Genomic DNA, 19,116 nt, shown 5'->3' on the forward strand with positions numbered 1-19,116 from the left:
ACTAGCGCTACCGCCCGATTTGTGCAGAAATCGGGCAAAACGGGCACGTGGGGGCCTTGTACTCCCGGCCCGGCCTCCCGCTCAGGCGCTGATCTCGTCCTGAAGCCACTGCACAAAACGCAGCGTCTCCGGCGATGGGTCCGGCGCCATGCCCAGGTAGTGCCGCGTGAGCGGCAGCCGCAAGCTGGGCAGCGGCGACACCAGCCGCCCTGAGGCCAGGTCGTGGGTGATCAATGACACCGGGGCCACGGCAAAACCCAGTCCGTCCAGGGCGGCCTGCAGCACAAAGTGCAGGTGGTCAAACTGCAGGCAGCTGGCGGGTTGCAGCGCGGGGGCGCTCACCAGCTTCTTCCAGCTCTCCCAGTCCTTGCTGCGCGATTTGGACAGCAGCAGCACATGGGCCGACAGCGCATCGGGCCGTGTCACCGGGCGCTGGGCGAACAGGGCGGGCGCGCCCACCACCAGCGCCTCATCCTCCAGAAACGGCTGCACCTGCATGCCCGGCGGCCACCCGCGCGGGCCGCGCCGCAGGGCCAGGTCGAAGGCCTCGGTGGCATGGTCTGGCGTCAGCGTGCTGGTGATGACCTGGGGTTCGATGTCCGGGTGCTGGGCCACAAAGCCGGGCAGCCGGGGGATCAACCAGCGCACCGCAAAGCTGGGCCGCACATTGATCTTGACGCTGCGCAGCCCGGCGTCGCCCCGCAGCGCCTCGGCGGCGGCGCCAATCTGCGCGAGCGCAGGGCCGACCTGCGCGTGAAACTGGTGGCCCGCTGCGGTGAGCAGCACCTGCCGCGTCTTGCGCTCGAACAGGTCCACGCCCAGGTGGGCCTCCAGCGCCTTGATCTGGCGGCTGATGGCGCTGTGGGTGACGTGCAGCTCCAGTGCTGCGTGGGTAAAGCTCTGGTGCCGCGCCGCCGCCACAAAGGCACGGACCGCGTTCAGCGGGGGCAGGCGGGGTGGCATGCGGGGGATTTTCACATGCGGGGGTGGGCACTCTGCGGTTATTGCCGCAGCGGTGCAGGCTGCCAAAGCACCCTGTGGCCTCGTCGGATCAAGGTATCCCAGCCCGGCGCGCATTAGACTGCCTGGATCGAATGGCCCACGCTGCCTCTTCCAGCGGTCGGCCTCACCCCTGCACCTTGTCCATGACGCTCGACCTTGCCACCTTGCTGGCCGCCACCATGGCCGCTGCGACCGCCCAGGCGCTGCCGATTGTGTTTGTGGCCCTGCGTGCCCGCTTGCATCGGGGACTGGCGTTGTGGGGGCTGGGGCTGGTGGTCAATGCGCTGTCCTACCCGGCGTTCGGCCTGCGGGCATTCGGCTGGACCGAAGTGTCGATCCTGGCAACCAACCTGCTCAGCGGCCTGACGCTGGTGCTGCACACGCTGGCGATCGCGTCGTTTCAGCGGCACCGCGCTCAGCCTGTGCGCTCGGCGCTGGTGTGGTTGCCGCTCGCCGTCAACATGGTGGTGGTGCTGTGGTTCATGCGGGACGACCATTGGCGCAACATCCTGGTTGCCGGCATCCAGAGCGTGATGGCCGGCATGTTGCTGTACCAGGCCTGGGGCCCCGCGCTGGTCGAGCGGCGCCTGACGGGCCGCTGGGTCCTGATTGCCGGCTGCGCGGGCTTGGTGCTCACGCTGGTCGTGCGCACCGCTTACATGGTGTGGGCGTCGGATTGGGATGCGGTCTACAACGTGCCGGGCCAGGTGCAGGGACTGACCTATTTTGCGGTGATGGCCGTTCTGTTGGTCAACAGCATGGGCTTTGTGCTGATGCAGATGGAATTTGCCTTGGAGCAGCAGCACGCCCTTGCCACGCACGACAGCCTCACCGGTCTGTACAACCGCAGTGCCCTGCAAGACCTGCTGCCAGCGCTGGGCGCGCGCGCTCGGCGCCAGGGGGAACCGCTGGCTTTCCTGATGCTGGACATCGACCACTTCAAGCGCGTTAACGACACCTATGGCCACCTGGCCGGAGACGCCGTGCTGCGCGAAGTGGCACTGCGCATTCGCCAGCGGCTGCGCCAGGGCGATGTGGTCGCCCGCTATGGCGGAGAAGAGTTTCTGGCGGTCTTGCCTGCCACCGACCAAGCCGGTGCACTGCGCCTGGCAGAGCATGTGCGCAAGGCCATCGAGTCGCCGCCCGTGCGGCTGGCCAACGCCACGGTGCCGATCACCCTCAGCGTCGGTGTGCATGCCGGCATTCCAGACGATTCCACCCGAGCCCTGGACGCGCAGATCGGACTCAGCGACGAGGCGCTGTATGCCGCCAAGAACGCGGGCAGAAACCGCGTCGAATGGCGTTAGGGCTGCTGCACAGGTCGCAGTGCCTCAGTCCGCAGGCCTCCGGTTTACCAGCACGATGCCCGCTGCCACCAGCACCAGCGCCGCCACCAGCCCGGGCGTCACAGGCTCACCCAGCCACAGCGCGCCAAACAGCAGCGCAAACACGGGCGTGAGAAACACGAACACCGAGATCTTGGTGGCCGGGTAGTGCGCCAGCATCCACATCCAGGCGAGGTAGCTCACAAACGCGCCCACCAGGGCCTGCACCAGCAGCGAACCCCAGGCAAAGCCGCTGAACTGCCAGACCCAGGCCTCGCCCAGGCCCAGTGACAGTACCGGCAACACCGCGGTGCTTACCGCCACTTGATAGAAAAGCTGCTTGGCGGGGGCCACACGCGCCAGGGGCGTGGTGCGGATGACCACCGTGGTCAGCGCCCACATCAGGCCTGCAGCCAGCCCCAGCAGATCCCCCAGCCAGCCTTGTGGCAGTGCCGTGCTGGCATGGCCGAGCAGCCCGTCGCCCAGCGCCAGCCCCACGCCCACAAAGGCCGCGGCCAGGCCCAGCCACTGCCAGCCCTGCAGGCGCTCACCGGGGATGAAACGCGGCAGCAGTAATGCCACCCAGAAGGGCGACGCATACAAAAACACCGTGAGCCGCGACGCGGTGGTGTACTGCAGGCCCAGGTAGATACACGCAAACTCGCCCGCAAACAGCGCCCCCGCCAGCAGTCCGGCGCGTGTGGCCCCGGCGGGCTCGCCCGCGCCGGAAAGGCTGACACCACGCCACAGGCACCAGGCCGCCACGGCCACCGTCGCCAGCGCAAAACGCACAAAGGCCTGGAACACTGGCGCCACCTCGGCCACCGTGGCCTTGACCAGCACCTGCTGGAAGCCCCAGAACATGCAGCAGGCGAGCAGCAGGGAGATGGCAAGGGCGTCGAGGTGTGTTTTGCGGGTGGAAGGCATCGGTGCATTATCAAACGGCGCGCCTGCTCTGCCGGTCGCCTCGGTGCATCTGCTGGCCACCTTGCGGGCCCCTGCGCACAACGGAAAGGTGCATACGGACGCTTACACAGGCCCACGGTACACTTTGCGCCTTCTGAAACAGGTTCCCGCGTTCCTTTTCCTATCCCCTCATGGCCCTTACGACGGCGGCGCAGTCCCGCTCCAGCTTTGACCTCAAGAGCGCCTCGCTGTCGGTGGTGGCGGTGCTGCTCAAGACCACTGACGCCGCCCAGTTCGCAGCCGACCTGGCCGAGCGCGTGGCCGATGCCCCGGGCTTTTTTGACAACGACCCTGTATTGATCGACCTGGCGCCCGTGCGTGAGGCCGAAGCGCCCATCGACTTTGCCGCCATCGCAGCCGCGCTGCGCCAGCACAACACCCTGCCCGTGGCCGTGCGCGGCGGCAGCCCTGCCCAGATGGAGGCGGCACGCACTGCGGGCTTGGCTGCGGCTCCCGATGCGCCCCCCGCGCGTGCCGAGGCGCCTGCGCCGGTGCAGGAAGTGGTGCGCGAGGTGATCCGCGAGGTCGAGGTGGAAGTGGTACGCGAAGTGCCCATGCCCGGCCCCGGCACGGTGGTGGTGGACAAACCCTTGCGCTCCGGCCAGCAGGTGTACGCGCGCGGCGCCGATCTGGTGGTGATGGCGGTGGTGAGCTTTGGAGCCGAGGTGATTGCCGATGGCAACATCCACGTCTATGCCCCGCTGCGTGGCCGCGCGATTGCCGGTGCACGGGGCAACACCGAAGCCCGTATTTTTTCGACCTGCCTGGAGCCGCAACTGGTCTCCATCGCAGGCATCTACCGCACCACCGAGACCGAGCTGCCCGCCGAGGTGCGCGGCAAGCCGGCCCAGGTGCGTCTGGAAGGCGAGAAGCTCCTCATCGAGCCGCTCGCCTGAGCTCCCCATTTCATTCGTACCAACCCACAGAGAATCAGCAACACATGGCCAAAATCGTCGTCGTGACCTCCGGCAAAGGTGGCGTGGGCAAGACCACCACCAGCGCCAGCTTTGCCACCGGCCTCGCCCTGCGCGGCCACAAGACCGCCGTGATCGACTTTGACGTCGGCCTGCGCAACCTGGACCTCATCATGGGCTGCGAACGCCGCGTGGTGTACGACCTGATCAACGTGATCCAGGGCGAGGCCAACCTGAACCAGGCGCTCATCAAGGACAAGCAGTGCGACAACCTGTTCGTGCTGGCTGCCAGCCAGACGCGCGACAAGGACGCGCTGACGCAAGACGGCGTGGAAAAGGTCCTCAAGGACCTGGCCGCGATGGACTTTGAATACATCGTCTGCGACTCGCCCGCCGGTATCGAAAGCGGCGCGCTGATGGCCATGCACTTTGCCGACGAGGCGCTGCTGGTGACCAACCCCGAGGTGTCTTCGGTGCGCGACTCCGACCGCATCCTGGGCATGCTGGGCAGCAAGACCAAGCGTGCCATCGAAGGCGGCGAGCCGATCAAGGAACACCTGCTCATCACGCGCTACAACCCCAGCCGCGTGCAGGACGGCCAGATGCTGAGCCTGGAAGACATCCAGGACATCCTGCGCATCAAGCTGATCGGCGTGATTCCAGAATCCGAAGTGGTGCTGCAATCGTCCAACCAGGGCACGCCCGCCATCCACGCGCAGGGCAGCGATGTGAGCGAGGCGTACAAGGATGTGATCGACCGCTTCCTGGGACAGGACAAGCCGCTGCGTTTCATTGACGCCGAAAAGCCCGGCTTCTTCAAACGCCTGTTCGGGAGCAAATAGCCATGGCTTCTTTCCTGTCCTTCCTGCTCGGCGAGAAGAAAAAAACCGCCAGCGTTGCCAAGGAGCGGCTGCAGATCATCCTGGCGCACGAGCGCAACGGCCGCAATGCGTCCGAGCCCGACTACCTGCCCGCGCTGCAACGCGAGCTGGTGGCGGTGATCTCCAAGTACGTCAAGATCAACCCCGACGACCTCAAGGTGCACCTGGAGCGCCAGGACAACCTGGAAGTGCTGGAGGTCAAGATCGAGCTGCCCGATACCGTGCGATAGGCCGTCACGGCCACCGGGCCGCGTACTCCCATCGCGCCCCGGCATCGCCCCAGACCCTGCCCCGTAACCCGCGCGGCAGGGTTTCTTTTTGGGCTGGTGGGGCCTGATTTGGCCTGACAATTGCTAGATGTACTAGGGTAATCCCTAATCTCTCGGCAACAAGGCTCCTGTGGACACAACCTGGAAACTCAGCTGGCAGCGTGCGCGTAATCATGAGGGCGTCACGCGCGGCGCGCGTGCCTTTGTGGCTCTTGCTGCCGTGCTGGCCTATGGCTGGTGGGCCGATTGGCGGGCCGAGCTGATGCCCGTGCTGCTGGGCGTGATCGCCAGCGCACTCACCGAAACCGACGACAGCTGGCGCGGGCGCCTGCGGGCGCAGTGCCTGGCGCTGGCGTGTTTTGGTCTCATGGCCGGGGCCGTCTGGGCGGCGGTGTCCTGGCCCTGGGTGCTGATGGGGGTGATGGCGCTGCTGGCCTTTGGCATCACCATGCTGGGGGCGCTGAGCGAGCGCTACCGCGCCATTGCCTTTGGGTCGCTCATCCTGTTCATCTATGCGGGGCTGGCCGCCCACAGCAGCCGTGCGGGCGCGGGTGACGCGATCCCCCGCATGCTGGCAGGCGCGGCCTGGTACGGCGTGGTGTCGGTGCTGTGGCATGCCGTGCTGCCGCGCGCGCCGGTGCGTTACCGCCTGGCCAAGCTCTACGCCATGCTGGGCGAATACCTGCGCCTGAAGGCGCTGTTGCTGGAGCCGGTGCGGGATGTGGACCTGGAACGCCGCCGCATGGCGCTGGCGCTGCACAACGGCCGCGTGGTGGACGCCCTCAACGCCACCAAGGAAAGCCTGATCAGCCGCATGGGCCGGGGCACGCCCCCGCTGTGGCTGCAGACCGCCATGCACCAGTACCTGGCGGCGCAGGACGTGCACGAGCGCGTGAGTTCGTCCCACGAGCATTACGACCTGCTCGCCCAGTCGTTCTTTCACAGCGACGTGCTGTACCGCTGCCAGCGGGTGCTCACGCTGCTGGGCGAGCAGGCGCTCAAGCTGTCGGCGGCGATCGAGGCGCAGACGGTGCCCCAGCACTGGGGCGTGACGGCCCGTGCCATCGAGGACATGCAGGCTGCCGTGGCGCACCTGGCGTCCCAGCCGCAGTCCGTTGGTGCTGCGTCCCTGCCTGCCCAGTCCCGTGCATTGCGGTCGTTGCAGGCGCTGGCCGACAACCTGACCGCACTGGCCGGGGTGTTTGCCGGTGCGCTGGCGCTGCCCGCCCACACCGCGGAAGCGGCAGTGGACTACGCCCTGTTTGACCGCGAGCCCCGCAGCCTGCGCGATGCCTGGGCGCGCCTGCGCTCGCACTGGCAGCTGCAGTCCCCCTGGCTGCGCCACAGCCTGCGGCTGAGCCTGTCCCTCATGGTGGGCTTTGCGCTCATGCAGGCCACGGCCGACCCGCACGGGTACTGGATCTTGCTGACCATTGTGTTCGTGAGCCAGCCGCAGTACGCGGCCACGCAGACGCGGCTGATGGAGCGCGCCAAGGGCACGGCGATGGGGCTCGCGCTCGGGTGGGCGGTGATCCAGCTGTTTCCGGGCGAGCTGGTGCAGGCCGCATTGCTGGTGCTGGGGGGCGCGGTGTTTTTTGGGGCGCGGCACACCCGCTACACCCTGGCCACGGCGGCGGTCACCACCTTGCTGCTGCTCAGCTTTCACCAGATGGGCGCGGCCAGCGGCGTGATCTCTGCGCGCCTGCTCGATACCGTGGTGGGCTGCGTGATCGCGGCCGTGGCCTCGTGGCTGGTGCTGCCGTCGTGGCAGTCGCGCCACTGGCCCCGGCTGGCCGCCCAGGTGCTGCAGACCCAGGCGCTGTACCTGCGGGAGATCCTGGCGCAGTACCAGGGAGGCAAGTGCGACCACCTGGCCTACCGCCTGGCCCGGCGCAATGCCCACAACGCGGATGCCGCGCTGTCCAACTCGTACAGCGCCATGCTCAAGGAGCCCTTGCATGTGCGTGGCAATGCCGAGGTGGTAGGGAATTTCCTGTGTCTTTCGCACACCCAGCTCAACTATCTGTCGGCCTTGGGCGCCCAGCGCGGTGGCGCAGCCGCTCAGCCCATCGACGAGGCCACGCGCGAACTGGCGCAAAGCCTGCTGGCATCTCTGCAGCAGCTGGCGCTGGAGCTGGAGCGCGCGCAGCAGTCCGGCCGGGTGCGCAACACCCACAGCGCCCCGGCGGTGGCCCAGGTGCTGCGCGAGTGGGGCACGGTGCCGGCAGCGCCCAGCGCGCACAGCCTCATGGCGGCGCAGCTGCAGCTGGTGGGCAAGGTGTTCCCGCAGCTGCAGGCGCAGGCGCGCCAGCTGGTGACCACGGAATAGGTTGGGCGGATTGCGGCGCGGGAGTCGTGCCGCAGCCAGATCAACGTGCGTGCTTGGCGAACTTGCCCGCAAAAGCCTGGGCAATGCTCAGCCCGCGTTGCCCTGCGACCAGCGTCGCGGTCTGCCCGGCGGCGATGGTGCCGGGCCGGTCCACCGCCAGGTAGTAGCCGCAGCAGCCCGCCACCGCCATGGCGCGGCCGGCCTGGGCAAAGCCCATCACGGCATTGAACTTGAAGCAGGGCTCGCGCGGCGCCGCCACGCGCAGCACGCAGTCCGGGAAATGCCACTCGTCGCCCACAAACACCTCATGCTCCAGCGGCCCGTCAATGGTGAGGTTCTCGCCCATGAAGCCCGGTGGCAGCGCTTCGTCGAACAGGCTCACGCCCCGCTCGCGGCGCTGGGCCTGCCAGAACGCATAGTGCGCGGCGGGGTAGGCATACACCGCCTTGGTCAGGCCTCCGTGCACGCTCAGGTCGGCCTGCTCGTCCCCCGCCAGCCCCAGCGGGCCCACGGCCACGGGGCCGGCGACGGAGGTTTTGCTGATGGCGGTGAGCACTGACCGCTCGCCCACCTTCAGGCGCCGGGCGGTGCCAACGTTCACGTGGCGTACGACGATGGCGGGCGCCGTCACAGAGGGTGCTCGGTGTAGAACTTGCCGCCGTGGTACAGCAGGGGCGATGCGCCCTCGCGGTGCTCGCAGCGCTCCACCTCGCCCACGAAGATGGTGTGGTCACCCTCCTTGTACTGGCTGCGGTTGAAGCATTCGAACGTGGCGGCGGCACCGGCCAGCAGCGGCGCGCCGCTGATACCGGGACGGTGCTCCAGGCCGGCCCAGCGGTCAATGCCGCGGGTGGCGAACCGTTCGGCCAGGTCCTTCTGGTCCGCTGCCAGCACATGGATGGCGTAGTGCGAGCCGTTGGCAAACGCCGGCATGGTGCTGGCGCCGTGCGACAGGCTCCACAGCACCAGCGGGGGCTCCAGCGACACCGAATTGAACGAGCTGGCCGTGAGCCCCACCAGTTCACCCGCCGCATTGCGGGCGGTCACGATGGTCACACCCGTGGCGAACATGCCCAGCGCATTGCGGAATTCGCGGGTCGAAAAGCTCGGCGGCAGGGCGAGGGCGGGGCGGGGGAGCGAAGGGTTCACAAAAGCGGCGCCAGCGGTGGCGGCGTGGGGGCAAGCGACAGGACCTATTATCAGGCGCCACCCTCCGCTGCGCTGTTGCGGGGTTTACATCTGCTTTTCACCGCATGGCCGCATTGCTTCCCACCTTCACCACCCTCGGCTCCGGCCCCACCGTGCTCATGCTGCACGACGCGGACGGCGACCACCTCACCTTTGCGCCCCAGGTGGAGACCCTGGCCACCGCTGGCTACCGGGCCGTGGCCTGGGACATGCCCGGCTATGGCCGCAGCGCGCCTGTGGAGCCCTACACCTTCAAGGCGCTGGCACAAAGCTGCCTCGCGCTGATCGAGGCGCTGCGCTGCGGCCCCGTCACGCTGGTCGGCCACGGCATGGGCGCCATGGTGGCGCTGGAGGCCGCCGTGCGCGATGCGTCCAGGGTGCGCCGCATGGTGCTGTGCGCGGGCGGCCCGGCGCTGGATGCCCAGGCCGTGCAGGATTGGGTGGCACCGCGCGAGCAGGCCCTCAAGGCCCTGGACGCGGGCGGCAGCATGGAGCAACTGGCCCAGACCCTGGTGCCGCAGTGCATCGGCACCGGTGCCCTGCCCGAAGGCGTGCGGCTGGCGGGCCACGCGCTGGGCCAGGTGTTCCCGGGCGCCTACCGCCGCGCCCTGGAGGCCCTGCCCACGTTTGACCGGGGTGCCGCCGCGCTGGCGCACCTGGCCATGCCGGTGCTGCTGGTGGGCGGTGATCAGGACCGGTGCACTCCGCCGGCAGCCCTCCAGGCGCTGGCCCAGGTATTGCCCGATGCGCAGACGGTGCTGCTGCCGCATGTGGGGCATTGGCCCCAGCTGGAAGACCCCGAGGGGTTTGACGCTGCGCTGCTCGATTTTCTGGCCCACCGGCGCACGCTGCACTGACCCATTTGATCTTGGCTCGCTCGGCCGCCGCGCCCGGGCATGAACGCTGCCTTCTTTCTCCATGTTGTTTGCCCTCAAGAAAATTCTGTCCGCGCTGCTGCTGCCGCCGGTGTCCAGCATCGTGCTGGCGCTGTTTGGCCTGTGGCTGGCGCGCTACCACCGCCGCACGGGCAATACGCTGGTGGTGTTGTCGCTGTTGTCGGTGCTGGTGCTGTCCTGGCCGCCGGTGTCGGACGCGCTGGTGCGCAGCCTGGAGCGCTACCCCGCCGTCACGCCGCGCCAGCTGCCCGAGGCGAAAGTGCAGGCCATCGTGGTGCTGGGCGGCGGTGCCGACACCGTGGCGCCTGAATACGGGGTGGACGTGCTCAGCCGGGGTGCGCGCGAACGGGTTCGCTATGCCGCCTACCTGCAGCAGCAGACGGGTTTGCCCATCCTGGCCACGGGGGGCTCCACAGGCGGCACACGGGCCGAGGCGCTGGTGATGAAGGATGTGGTGGAGCGGGAGTTCAAGGGCCGGGTGCGCTGGACCGAAGTGGAGTCCCTCGACACCCGCAACAACGCCACCAGGTCGGCCGTCCTGCTCAAGGCCGCAGGCATCGAGCGCATCGCGCTCGTCACCCACGGCTGGCACATGGTGCGTGCCGCCCGGGACTTTGAGCAGGCCGGGCTGCAGGTGCTGCCGGCGCCCATGGGCTTCAAAGGGGGGCAGGCGCGCAAGCTGTATCGCGTGCTGCCGCGCGCCTCGGCGCTGTCCGACAGCAGCCTGGCGCTGCATGAGTGGCTGGGCATACTGGCCCAGCGTGCTTCGCTGGACCGCTGAGATCAGCCCGCAGCGGGAGTAGCCAAGAAGCGGCTGGCCGCCTCCACAGCCTGCGCATCGGCCTGCACGGCGCCCGGGGGGCCGCCCTTGCCCCACAGCGCACCGCCCCAGGTCATGGACAGGAATTGCGCGCACAGCGCCACCGAATCGATCATGGGCTGGGCCTTGGTGCGGTCGCCGCTGGTGGTGATGAGCGACAGCGTCTTGCGGCCCATGGCGTCCTTGAAGTCCAGGCCCGGCACGCGCATCCAGGCGCTCCAGTGGTCGAGGTAGGTCTTGAGCGGCGAGGGGATGCTGTACCAGTACACCGGCGCCACCCAAACGATGTGGCTGGCGGCCAGCGTGGCATCCAGCAGGGTTTTCATGTCGCCCTCGGGCGGTGCGTAGGCGCCGGTGGTGTGGCGCTGGTCCACAAAGGGCGGCAACTGCATGCGCGCCAGGTGGTGCCAGGTTTGCTCCGTGCCCGCAGGCAGGGCGGCAGCGGCCTGCCGCGCCAGCCATTCGGTGTTGCCGAGGTGGCCGGGTTCGCGGGTCGAGGTGGTGAGGAAGAGGTAATGGGGTGCAGACATGGCCGGCATCGTAGCGGCACCGGCCCTTGTCTGCAGGCGCGCTGTGGGAGCCGCCCCTTAGAACGTGTTCACGATCTTAGGCCGCGACCACGGTGCGCGGCGCGCGCACGGCTTCGGCTCCCAGAAAGCCGAAATTCATTGCAGGCTGCTCGCCGCTTATCAGCTCGGCCAGGGCCTTGCCCGAGCCCGCACCGTGCGTCCAGCCCAGTGTGCCGTGGCCCGCGTTCACCCAGAGCTTGCCCACGCGGGTGCGCCCGATGAACGGGATGTTGGTGGGCGTGGCGGGGCGCAGGCCGGTCCAGTACTGCGGGTTGCCGCCTTCCTCGGGCGTGCGGGTGTCGCACACGCCGGGAAGGATGGCCTCGATGCGGCGCGACAGCATGTGGCAGCGCGCGCGGGCCAGGGAGCTGTCGAGGGTCAGGTCCCAGCCATTCAGTTCGATGGTGCCCGCCACGCGCAGGAAGTTGCCCAGGCGGCTCATGGCGATCTTCTTGCCGTCGTCAATGGTGGAGACCATGGGCGCACCCTCGGGCTTGAGCAGCGGGAAGGTCGCGCTGTAGCCCTTGCCGGGGTAGATCGGCAGGTCCACGCCCACGCTGCGCAGCAGCGGCGCGCTGTACGAGCCGCAGGCCACCACAATGGCGTCCGCCTTCAATATGAAGTCCTTTTTGCCGCTTGCGCTAGCGGAATTTGGCATGACTGCTACTGAATCAATAGCATTGCCAATCTTGTTCAGACGCAGCACATCGTGGCCGTACAGGAACTGCACGCCCCGTGCCGCGCAGCGGCGGGCCAGCTCTTGGGTGAAGACCCGTGCATCGCCGCTCTCGTCGGTGCTGGTATAGGTGCCGCCGGTGATCTTGTCGCCGTAGGCCTTGAAGGCCGGTTCGATCTTGAGCAGCTCGTCGCGGCTGACCAGGCGGCGCTGCACGCCGTGCTTGCGCATCAGCTCCACGGCATGGCCTGCGGCGTCAAACGATTTCTGGTCGGTGTAGAAGTGGGCAATGCCGCGTTCGAGCCGGTTGTATTCGATGCCGGTGGTTTTCACCAGGTCCTTCAGCGCGGCATGGCTGTAGGCGCCCAGCGCCACAATCTGCTGCACATTGCGCTCGAAGGCCGCATCGTTGCACTGCGCCAGGAACTGCAGGCCCCAGCGCCATTGCTGCCAGTCCATCTGCGGGCGAAACAGCAGCGGCGCTTCCTTGTCGAACATCCACTTGAGCGCCTTGAGCGGCGCCTCGCGGTTGGCCCAGGGCTCGCAGTAGCTCACCGAGATCTGCGCCGCGTTGGCAAAACTGGTTTCGAGTGCTGCATCGGGCTGGCGGTCGATCACGATGACTTCGTGACCGCGTTCCAGCAGGTGCCACGCTGTGCTGATGCCGATGATGCCGGCGCCGAGAACAATGGTTTTCATATGCGGAATGCCTTGTGAGCCTTTGCGTGCCACCCGCCCCAGTGCGGGACACGATGGGGCGCAGTGTGCGCGACATTGCATTCAACTAAAAGCAAAATTAAACTTACTCCAAAAACATCAGCGCACCTAATGGATAGCGCTGAGGAGACAACCCTCTTTTGTTCGAGTCCGAGACCATGAGCACCTACGATCCCGCCGCCCTGGAATGCCTTGCCGCCATCGTTGAAGAGGGCGGCTTCGAGCGCGCTGCGCAGCGCCTGAACGTCACGCAGTCGGCCGTCTCGCAGCGCCTGCGCGCGCTGGAGGCGCAGGTGGGCTCGGTACTCATCGTGCGCAGCCGCCCGCTGCGGCCCACGTCGGCCGGGCAGCTGCTGCTCAAGCACACCAAGCAGATGCGCCTGCTGCGCGCCGACCTGGAGCGCGACCTGCAGGAGCTGGCGCCCAGCGCACCGGGCGGATCGCGCGAAGACGAGCGCATCTCGATCGCCATCAACGCCGACAGCATCGCCACCTGGGCCATGGGTGCTCTGCACGACCTGGTGCGCCAGCGCCTGCCGCTCGAAATCATCGTGGACGACCAGGACTTCACGCAGGAATGGCTGCGCTCCGGGCAGGTGCTGGGCTGCGTGACCACGCTCAAGCAGGCGCTGCGTGGCTGCAAGATGGTGCCGCTCGGGGCCATGCCCTATGTGGCGGTGGCGTCGGCCAGTTACGCACAGCAGTACCTGCCGCAGGGGCTGACGCCCCACAACTTCCGCGACGTGTCGTTTTTGTCGTTCAACCGCAAGGACGACATGGCGGCCGAGTTCGTGGCCCGTGCGTTTGGCCTCAAGCGCGTGGCGCTCAACCACCTGTTTGTGCCGGGCTCCGAGGCGCAGATGCGCGCGGTGGCCGCTGGCTGGGCCGTGGGCGTGGTGCCAGAACTGCTGGCACGGGGTGCCATTGCCGATGGCAGCGTGGTGGATCTGGCCCCCGGCCGGTCGCTGCCGATCCAGCTGTACTGGCATTGCTGGAACCTGGAGTCCGAGTTGCTGGATGCGTTGTCGTCGGCACTGACCAGCGCTGCGGCCCAGGCGCTGGTGTCCTAAGAACGTGTTCAAAGGCCGTCTGGCTGCGCCCCTGCGGCGGGGTGCGCGGCACGTTTTGTGCTGTCAAAAACGTGAACGACGTAGTTGCATTGCAACTTCGTCATTTATTTTTTACTGCAATGTATAAAATGGACACCATGCAAACGCCGCAACCCAAAGTTTCGTTCAAGGAGCAGATGCACCAGGCCCGCGAGGATGCCATCCTCCAGTCCGCCTGCCGCCTGCTGGGTGAAAAGGCCTTCGACGCCATGACCATGGACGACGTGGCCAACGCCGTCGGCATCGCCAAGGCCAGCCTGTACAAGCATTTCTGCAGCAAGGAAGAACTGTGCAGTGCCGCCATGGTGCAGATCCTGGGGCGCGTGCAGACCTACCTGGCAGGCCTGCCCGCCGAAATGCCGCCGCTGGAGAAGCTGCATGCGCTGGTGCGCTGGTCGCTGGAACGTCTGCTGACCAACGAGATGCCCCTGCTGCCCAGCCGCAACTCCACGCTGCGCGCGGTGCTCATGGCCAACAAGGACTACCTGAACGGGCTGGTGGCGGTGAGCGACCAGATCGGGGAGTGGATCACCCAGGCCCAGGCCCAGGGGGTGATCAGCCCCACGCTGCCGCCGCTGGTGGTGCTCTACACGCTGTATGCGCGCGCCTGCGACCCGGTAGTGAGCTTCCTCAAGGAAGGCGGGCAGTATTCGGACGCCGAAATCGTGGACCTGGTGGTGCGCACCTGTTTTGACGGGCTGGCAGCGCGTTGACATGGCGGCACGATAAGCCGCATCGATAAAAAAAGCCCGGCACGCCGGGCTTTTTGCTGTGTGGGTGCTGCGCCGGTGGGGGCGCGCAGCACCTGGGATCCTGTCACTTCGGCAGGATCACCTTGTCCACCACGTGGATCACGCCATTCTTGGTGAATACGTCGGTAGCCACGATGTTGCTGGTGCGCATGTTCTGGTCGGTGATCACCAAGCTGGAGTTGATGGTGAAGGTCTGGCCCTGGACGGTGGTGATGGCGGTGTTCACGGGCACTTCGGCCTTGAGCACGCGCGCGGGCACCACGTGGTAGGTCAGCACCTGGGTCAGCAGGGTCTTGTTGGCCAGCAGCGCGTCCTTGGTCACGCCCAGCTCGGTCAGCAAGGCAGCAAACGCTGCGTTGGTGGGCGCAAACACGGTGAAGGGCCCAGCGCCTTGCAGTGTGCTCACCAGCCCGGCGGCCACCACGGCCTCGACAAGGATGCTGAAGTCGGGCAGCGCCGAGGCGGTGGCCACGATGTCCTTGTCGGCGGGCAGCAGCACCTTGTCCACCAGATGCACCACGCCGTTGCTGGCCTGGATGTCGGTGCTGGTGATGGTGCTCACGCGATTGCGGCCGTCGGTGATCTTCAGGCCGTTGTTCGACTCGATCTTGAAGAAGCCGCCCGACACCGGCGTGATCGCCTTGCCCAAGGGCACATCGGCCCGCATCACCTTGCTGCCCAGCACGTGGTAGGTGAGCACGGCGGTCAGCAGGGGCTTGTTGGCCAGCAGCGCTTCCTTGGTCACACCCAGTTCGGTCAGCAGCGCGGCAAACGCTGCGTTGGTGGGCGCAAACACGGTGAGCGTGCCCGTGCTCAGCGTGGGCGCGAGGCCCGCAGCGACCACGGCTTCGACCAGGATGCTCAGCTCGGGGGTGTTTTGGGCCAGCTCGACAATGTTGCGCTGGGGCTCGTCGTCTCCGCCCCCACAGGCTTGCAGCAGGGTGGTGCTGGCGCCCAGGGCGGCAGCCATCAGGACGGTGCGGCGATTGAATACGGTATTCATGGCGGCTTCTCCTCGTGAATGGATGGTGGGTGAAAAGAGCGGTGGTGCCGGTGGCTTACTTGGGCATCAGCACCGTGTCGATCGCATGGATCACGCCGTTGCTAGCGGCCACGTCGGTGGCAATGACCTTGGACTGGTCGACCATCACGCCCATGCTCGTGCTCACTGTGAGTTCCTGGCCTTGCACGGTCTTGACCTTGCCGGCCTTCACGTCGCTGGCCATGACCTTGCCGGGCACCACGTGGTAGGTCAGCACCTTGGTCAGTGCGGCCTTGTCGGCCAGCAGGCCGTCCAGCGTGGCCTTGGGGATCTTGGCGAAGGCTTCGTCCGTGGGGGCAAACACCGTGAATGGGCCGGGGCCCTTGAGGGTGTCCACCAGACCGGCGGCCTGCACGGCGGCCACCAGGGTCTTGAAGTTGCCCGCTTTCACAGCGGTATCGACGATGTCTTGCGCCATGGCGCTGAAGGTGGCGCCAGCGGTCAGAGCGAGTGCAATCAGGGTCTTCTTCATGGGTCGTTCCTCTCGGTTTCGATGGAATTGACACGCCAAGATGGGCGTGGCGCGAATGTATAACCATTTGGTACGAAAGTAAACTGATTGGTTATTCAATAACCATTCAGTCGTAACGAGATGAAAAAAAGCCCTGCAAGGCAGGGCTTTTGGACGGTGTTGCGCGGTTGCGCAGCGGACCCGCGCGTTCAGCGAACGATCAGCAGCGGCACCTTGCTGTGCGCCAGCACCTGGGTGGTCACCGAGCCCATCACCAGCGTGGCGATGGCGCCATGGCCGTGCGAACCCATGACCAACAGGTCGAACTTGCCGGTGTCTGCCACCTTGGCGATGGTTTCGCCCACCGCGCCGACCTTGACGCTGCGCTTGGCATCCACGCCATGGCGGCCGAGGAACTTGCACACCGGTGCGAGGATTTTTTCGGCTTCTTCGGCGTGGTAGTTGTCCACCACTTCCTTGCCCAGCGCGGCACGGGCGCGGGGAGGCAGCGGGGCCTGCACCGTCAGCACGGTGTAGGTGTGGGTGCCGCCCAGCAGTTCTTCGTGGGTGGCCAGGTAGGCCAGCATTTTCTTGGTGTAGGCGCTGCCATCGACAGCAAGCAGGATGTTCATGGTGTTCTCCGAAAAGGGATGGGGCAGACTACTCTGCGCGGGTGCCTGTTGTCTTGACCTGGGTCATGTTGTTCTGTTCGGCGCGTGGCGGATTCGTACGAACCGCATGCTGATCATACGGTGACCACGCAGCGCGGCTGAAACGCTGCCTGCTCGCCCTTGCGTGCGTAACCGAGCGGGTTGGCCACCACCCGGCACTGCCAGGGCGATCCGTCGCTGCGCTGGCCCTGCACGGTGTAGTCGCTCGGCGCGTGCAGGTGGCCATGCAGCCACAGCGGGGTGTGCATCAGCAGGTCGTCCAGTGCGTTGCAAAACCCTGCTGTGCCAGGCACCAGACCGTAGCGGGGGTCGGCGCTGCGCAGGCTGGGCGCAAAGTGGGTGACGACCACGGTGGGGCCGTCAAAAGGCTGCTGCAGCACATCGCGCAGCCACTGCTGGCAGACCAGCGCCTGCTCGCGCATGGGCTCGGCCAGAAACGGCTCTGTGTGGCGCGTGCCCCCGGTCTTGCGCAGGTAGAAGTTGGCCGCGCGAAAGGCTTTGTCGCGCAGCTTGAGCCGGCGTGTGAGGTCGGTCGTGCCCTCATGGTCGGCCAGTGCGTCGAAATCGCTCCACAGCGTCGTGCCGACAAAACGCACGCCTTGCAGCACCAGGGTTTCGCGCTCCAGCCACACAATGCCCAGGCGCTCGCAGGTCTGGCGCAGCCGCAGGTGCGCGGCATCGAAGTCCTGGGCGTCGTACTCGTGGTTGCCGGGCACAAACAGCACGGGGGTCGGCCAGCCTGCATATTGGGGCAACGTCGAAAACCGGGCCAGGCCGAAGTCGTCGTCGTCCAGTTGAGAGCCCTGCTGGTAGGAGCCCACGTCCCCCGCCAGCACCAGCACATCGGCGCCGGGGGCGGGTTCGGGCACAAAGTGCGGGTGAGCCTCCAGATGGAGGTCGGAGAGAAGCTGGATATTCATCAGATTGGGCGCAGATGGGTGCAGTCTACGGCGTGCCGTGCAGGTCCTGCCCGGGGAAGGTGCGTCGCGCTGACCGCGCGAGGGCCTGCAGCAGCCAGGTCATCGCGGCCTGCTGGGGGCCGCGCCGGCGCCACAGGGCATCTACGTGCACGGCGGGCACGTCCAGCGGCAGGGCCCGTTGCACCAGGGCGTCGGCAATGCCGGTCACCGGCACAAAGTGGCGTGGCAGCACGGTCAACAGGTCCGAGCCCGACACCACCCGCCCTGCCGTGAAAAACTGATTGACCGTGATCACCACCTTGCGCTCGCGGCCCAGCGACGCCAGGGCTTCGTCGATGAAGCCAAAAGGGCGGCCCGAAAAACTCACCAGCATGTGCCGCGCGGCGCAGTAGGTGTCCAGCGTCAGCGGGGCGTCGGCCAAAGGGTGGCCCTGGCGCATCACGCACACGTATTCGCCGTCGTACAGTCGGCGACTTTCAAAGGCCACCACGCCGCCCGATTGCGCCCGCGCGGTGAGGTCGGCCAGCGCTGCGGGAAAGTAGCCCACGGCCATGTCGGCCGCCTCTTCCTCTAGCAGGCGCCGGGGGTCGCGCGTGGTGAGCGGCAGCACGCGAATGGAGATGCCAGGGGCTTCGCGCTCGATGATTTCCACCAGGGCGGGCACCAGCGTCGCCGCCGTGGCATCGGCCATGGCCAGCACAAAGGTGGACTCGGCCGTTGCCGGGTCAAAGTGACCGGGCGCCAGGGACTCCTGCAAATGGGCCAGAGCCTCGCGCACTGGCGGCCACAGGGCCAGCGCGCGAGGCGTGGGCTCCACGCCCTGGCCACTGCGCACCACCAGTTCATCCCCCACCACGTCCCGCAGGCGCCGCATGGCGTTGCTGACGGCCGGCTGGGTGATGGAGAGCTTGTGCGCGGCCCGGGTGAGGCTGCGCTCGGCCATCACCTCGTCAAAGACGCGCAGCAGATTCAGGTCCAGGGAGCGGAAGTTCAAAGGGGTCATGGTGGTCTCAAAGCATATTCATCACTGAAATGAATATCAATGATTCAAAATATAAACTTGAACATGCAAAGGGTAAACCCTAATATCACCCCATCGCCCGGCAATCTCGCCACAAGCGTTAGAAAAGGGAAACCGAAATGACCGCCTTTGCACACGTTGAGTACCCCACCGAACACCCCGGCGTTGTCCGCGCCGAAAACGCTGCCGCCGCCCTGAAGAGCGCTGCCGCCCATTTTGACGGCGCGCGTGGCGCTGCCTCCTTGCTGCTGGCCGCCGTGGTCTCCGCGCTGCTGGTGGTTGCCAACCAGGTCATCGACACCTGGACCGAAGGCCACCTGCTGGCTGCCTGGATGGTGCTGTGGCTCGTGGCCTTTGCTGCGCTGGCCCTGCTGACCAGCCCCGCCCGTCGCGCTGGTGTGGCGCTGCGCGGTTCCGCGCTGGCCTGGGCCGAAAGCCGTCGCCGCGCCGCTGAAGACCAGCGCACCTGGCAAGTGGCCCTGAAGGACCCCCGCATCATGGCCGAGCTGAACCACGCAATGGGCATTCCCACCGTGGACAGCATTCGCAAGTACTACTGAACTGAGGGTTTAGCGCAGCACACGCTGCGCAATCCAGC

21 protein-coding genes are annotated in these 19,116 nt (G+C 66.9%); 10 read left to right on the forward strand and 11 right to left on the reverse strand.

Going from position 1 to position 19,116, the window contains the following annotated elements; all coding sequences use genetic code 11:
- Positions 1 to 81: 81 nt before the first annotated feature.
- The gene (locus C380_RS00770; protein WP_015011982.1) at positions 82 to 963 is read right to left on the reverse strand and encodes a LysR substrate-binding domain-containing protein; all 882 of its coding nucleotides are present in this window, start codon (positions 961 to 963) and stop codon (positions 82 to 84) included.
- Positions 964 to 1,145: 182 nt separating this feature from the next.
- On the opposite strand from C380_RS00770, the gene C380_RS00775 reads away from it, so the two are divergent.
- Entirely contained in the window at positions 1,146 to 2,309 is a 1,164-nt protein-coding gene (locus C380_RS00775; protein ID WP_015011983.1) for a diguanylate cyclase, read from the forward strand.
- Between the two features lie 24 nt (positions 2,310 to 2,333).
- Here the strand turns inward: C380_RS00775 and C380_RS00780 are convergent, their stop codons facing one another.
- Positions 2,334 to 3,254, reverse strand: a complete 921-nt coding sequence (locus C380_RS00780) for a DMT family transporter (RefSeq protein WP_015011984.1) — start codon at positions 3,252 to 3,254, stop codon at positions 2,334 to 2,336.
- A 170-nt stretch (positions 3,255 to 3,424) separates the two neighbouring features.
- Here C380_RS00780 and minC point away from each other — a divergent pair, with 170 nt between their 5' ends.
- The 4 genes from minC (at position 3,425) to yccS (ending at position 7,686) form a co-directional block, all read left to right on the forward strand.
- Entirely contained in the window at positions 3,425 to 4,189 is a 765-nt protein-coding gene (minC, locus tag C380_RS00785; protein ID WP_015011985.1) for a septum site-determining protein MinC, read from the forward strand.
- 44 nt (positions 4,190 to 4,233) lie between these two features.
- Positions 4,234 to 5,049: a septum site-determining protein MinD gene (gene minD, locus C380_RS00790; protein ID WP_015011986.1), complete on the forward strand. Its 816-nt coding sequence runs from the start codon at positions 4,234 to 4,236 to the stop codon at positions 5,047 to 5,049.
- A 2-nt stretch (positions 5,050 to 5,051) separates the two neighbouring features.
- A complete protein-coding gene (minE, locus tag C380_RS00795; RefSeq protein ID WP_015011987.1) occupies positions 5,052 to 5,318 on the forward strand; it encodes a cell division topological specificity factor MinE in 267 nt (88 codons plus the stop codon).
- Between the two features lie 169 nt (positions 5,319 to 5,487).
- Positions 5,488 to 7,686, forward strand: a complete 2,199-nt coding sequence (gene yccS, locus C380_RS00800) for a YccS family putative transporter (protein ID WP_015011988.1) — start codon at positions 5,488 to 5,490, stop codon at positions 7,684 to 7,686.
- 40 nt (positions 7,687 to 7,726) lie between these two features.
- Here the strand turns inward: yccS and C380_RS00805 are convergent, their stop codons facing one another.
- On the reverse strand, positions 7,727 to 8,317 hold the full coding sequence (locus C380_RS00805) for an MOSC domain-containing protein (protein ID WP_015011989.1): 591 nt from the start codon (positions 8,315 to 8,317) through the stop codon (positions 7,727 to 7,729).
- Entirely contained in the window at positions 8,314 to 8,835 is a 522-nt protein-coding gene (locus C380_RS00810) for a flavin reductase family protein (RefSeq protein ID WP_015011990.1), read from the reverse strand. The genes C380_RS00805 and C380_RS00810 overlap by 4 nt, the downstream gene beginning before the upstream one ends.
- Positions 8,836 to 8,939: 104 nt before the next feature.
- On the opposite strand from C380_RS00810, the gene C380_RS00815 reads away from it, so the two are divergent.
- A complete protein-coding gene (locus tag C380_RS00815; protein WP_015011991.1) occupies positions 8,940 to 9,731 on the forward strand; it encodes an alpha/beta fold hydrolase in 792 nt (263 codons plus the stop codon).
- 61 nt (positions 9,732 to 9,792) lie between these two features.
- The gene (locus C380_RS00820) at positions 9,793 to 10,551 is read left to right on the forward strand and encodes a YdcF family protein (protein WP_015011992.1); all 759 of its coding nucleotides are present in this window, start codon (positions 9,793 to 9,795) and stop codon (positions 10,549 to 10,551) included.
- Positions 10,552 to 10,553: 2 nt separating this feature from the next.
- Here C380_RS00820 and C380_RS00825 read toward each other — a convergent pair whose 3' ends face one another.
- Both C380_RS00825 and C380_RS00830 read right to left on the reverse strand, forming a co-directional pair.
- A complete protein-coding gene (locus tag C380_RS00825) occupies positions 10,554 to 11,129 on the reverse strand; it encodes a flavodoxin family protein (protein WP_015011993.1) in 576 nt (191 codons plus the stop codon).
- A gap of 67 nt (positions 11,130 to 11,196) precedes the next feature.
- On the reverse strand, positions 11,197 to 12,534 hold the full coding sequence (locus tag C380_RS00830) for a D-amino acid dehydrogenase (RefSeq protein WP_015011994.1): 1,338 nt from the start codon (positions 12,532 to 12,534) through the stop codon (positions 11,197 to 11,199).
- Positions 12,535 to 12,710: 176 nt separating this feature from the next.
- Here C380_RS00830 and C380_RS00835 point away from each other — a divergent pair, with 176 nt between their 5' ends.
- Positions 12,711 to 13,622 carry a LysR family transcriptional regulator ArgP gene (locus C380_RS00835; protein WP_015011995.1) on the forward strand — a complete coding sequence of 304 codons (912 nt, stop codon included), beginning with the start codon at positions 12,711 to 12,713 and terminating at the stop codon, positions 13,620 to 13,622.
- Between the two features lie 128 nt (positions 13,623 to 13,750).
- Positions 13,751 to 14,374, forward strand: coding sequence for a TetR/AcrR family transcriptional regulator (locus tag C380_RS00840; protein ID WP_015011996.1), 624 nt, complete (start codon positions 13,751 to 13,753; stop codon positions 14,372 to 14,374).
- 103 nt (positions 14,375 to 14,477) lie between these two features.
- On the opposite strand, the gene C380_RS00845 is transcribed toward C380_RS00840, so the two are convergent.
- The 5 genes from C380_RS00845 to C380_RS00865 all read right to left on the reverse strand — a co-directional run bounded on the left by C380_RS00845 (position 14,478) and on the right by C380_RS00865 (position 18,500).
- Positions 14,478 to 15,416 (reverse strand): fasciclin domain-containing protein, encoded by a 939-nt coding sequence (locus C380_RS00845; protein ID WP_015011997.1) that lies wholly within the window; start codon positions 15,414 to 15,416, stop codon positions 14,478 to 14,480.
- A gap of 55 nt (positions 15,417 to 15,471) precedes the next feature.
- Positions 15,472 to 15,927, reverse strand: a complete 456-nt coding sequence (locus C380_RS00850; protein WP_015011998.1) for a fasciclin domain-containing protein — start codon at positions 15,925 to 15,927, stop codon at positions 15,472 to 15,474.
- A gap of 188 nt (positions 15,928 to 16,115) precedes the next feature.
- Complete coding sequence (locus tag C380_RS00855) at positions 16,116 to 16,538, reverse strand: universal stress protein (protein ID WP_015011999.1); 423 nt, start codon at positions 16,536 to 16,538, stop codon at positions 16,116 to 16,118.
- A gap of 113 nt (positions 16,539 to 16,651) precedes the next feature.
- The gene (locus C380_RS00860) at positions 16,652 to 17,497 is read right to left on the reverse strand and encodes a metallophosphoesterase (RefSeq protein ID WP_015012000.1); all 846 of its coding nucleotides are present in this window, start codon (positions 17,495 to 17,497) and stop codon (positions 16,652 to 16,654) included.
- A 25-nt stretch (positions 17,498 to 17,522) separates the two neighbouring features.
- Positions 17,523 to 18,500: a LysR family transcriptional regulator gene (locus tag C380_RS00865; RefSeq protein WP_015012001.1), complete on the reverse strand. Its 978-nt coding sequence runs from the start codon at positions 18,498 to 18,500 to the stop codon at positions 17,523 to 17,525.
- 137 nt (positions 18,501 to 18,637) lie between these two features.
- On the opposite strand from C380_RS00865, the gene C380_RS00870 reads away from it, so the two are divergent.
- Entirely contained in the window at positions 18,638 to 19,078 is a 441-nt protein-coding gene (locus tag C380_RS00870; protein ID WP_015012002.1) for a hypothetical protein, read from the forward strand.
- Positions 19,079 to 19,116 lie beyond the last annotated feature (38 nt).

Source organism: Acidovorax sp. KKS102 (assembly GCF_000302535.1).
Classification (GTDB): Bacteria; Pseudomonadota; Gammaproteobacteria; order Burkholderiales; family Burkholderiaceae_C; genus Acidovorax.

What these genes read in the sequence shown, in the direction of transcription:
- C380_RS00815 (WP_015011991.1), top strand. Translation starts at nt 8,940, where the DNA reads ATGGCCGCATTGCTTCCCACCTTCACCACCCTCGGCTCCGGCCCCACC.
- C380_RS00865 (WP_015012001.1), bottom strand. Translation starts at nt 18,500, where the DNA reads ATGACCCCTTTGAACTTCCGCTCCCTGGACCTGAATCTGCTGCGCGTC.
- C380_RS00840 (WP_015011996.1), top strand. Translation starts at nt 13,751, where the DNA reads ATGGACACCATGCAAACGCCGCAACCCAAAGTTTCGTTCAAGGAGCAG.
- C380_RS00820 (WP_015011992.1), top strand. Translation starts at nt 9,793, where the DNA reads ATGTTGTTTGCCCTCAAGAAAATTCTGTCCGCGCTGCTGCTGCCGCCG.
- C380_RS00835 (WP_015011995.1), top strand. Translation starts at nt 12,711, where the DNA reads ATGAGCACCTACGATCCCGCCGCCCTGGAATGCCTTGCCGCCATCGTT.
- C380_RS00845 (WP_015011997.1), bottom strand. Translation starts at nt 15,416, where the DNA reads ATGAATACCGTATTCAATCGCCGCACCGTCCTGATGGCTGCCGCCCTG.
- C380_RS00775 (WP_015011983.1), top strand. Translation starts at nt 1,146, where the DNA reads ATGACGCTCGACCTTGCCACCTTGCTGGCCGCCACCATGGCCGCTGCG.
- C380_RS00870 (WP_015012002.1), top strand. Translation starts at nt 18,638, where the DNA reads ATGACCGCCTTTGCACACGTTGAGTACCCCACCGAACACCCCGGCGTT.
- C380_RS00830 (WP_015011994.1), bottom strand. Translation starts at nt 12,534, where the DNA reads ATGAAAACCATTGTTCTCGGCGCCGGCATCATCGGCATCAGCACAGCG.
- C380_RS00770 (WP_015011982.1), bottom strand. Translation starts at nt 963, where the DNA reads ATGCCACCCCGCCTGCCCCCGCTGAACGCGGTCCGTGCCTTTGTGGCG.
- minC (WP_015011985.1), top strand. Translation starts at nt 3,425, where the DNA reads ATGGCCCTTACGACGGCGGCGCAGTCCCGCTCCAGCTTTGACCTCAAG.
- C380_RS00780 (WP_015011984.1), bottom strand. Translation starts at nt 3,254, where the DNA reads ATGCCTTCCACCCGCAAAACACACCTCGACGCCCTTGCCATCTCCCTG.
- minD (WP_015011986.1), top strand. Translation starts at nt 4,234, where the DNA reads ATGGCCAAAATCGTCGTCGTGACCTCCGGCAAAGGTGGCGTGGGCAAG.
- C380_RS00850 (WP_015011998.1), bottom strand. Translation starts at nt 15,927, where the DNA reads ATGAAGAAGACCCTGATTGCACTCGCTCTGACCGCTGGCGCCACCTTC.
- C380_RS00855 (WP_015011999.1), bottom strand. Translation starts at nt 16,538, where the DNA reads ATGAACATCCTGCTTGCTGTCGATGGCAGCGCCTACACCAAGAAAATG.
- minE (WP_015011987.1), top strand. Translation starts at nt 5,052, where the DNA reads ATGGCTTCTTTCCTGTCCTTCCTGCTCGGCGAGAAGAAAAAAACCGCC.
- C380_RS00825 (WP_015011993.1), bottom strand. Translation starts at nt 11,129, where the DNA reads ATGCCGGCCATGTCTGCACCCCATTACCTCTTCCTCACCACCTCGACC.
- C380_RS00860 (WP_015012000.1), bottom strand. Translation starts at nt 17,497, where the DNA reads ATGAATATCCAGCTTCTCTCCGACCTCCATCTGGAGGCTCACCCGCAC.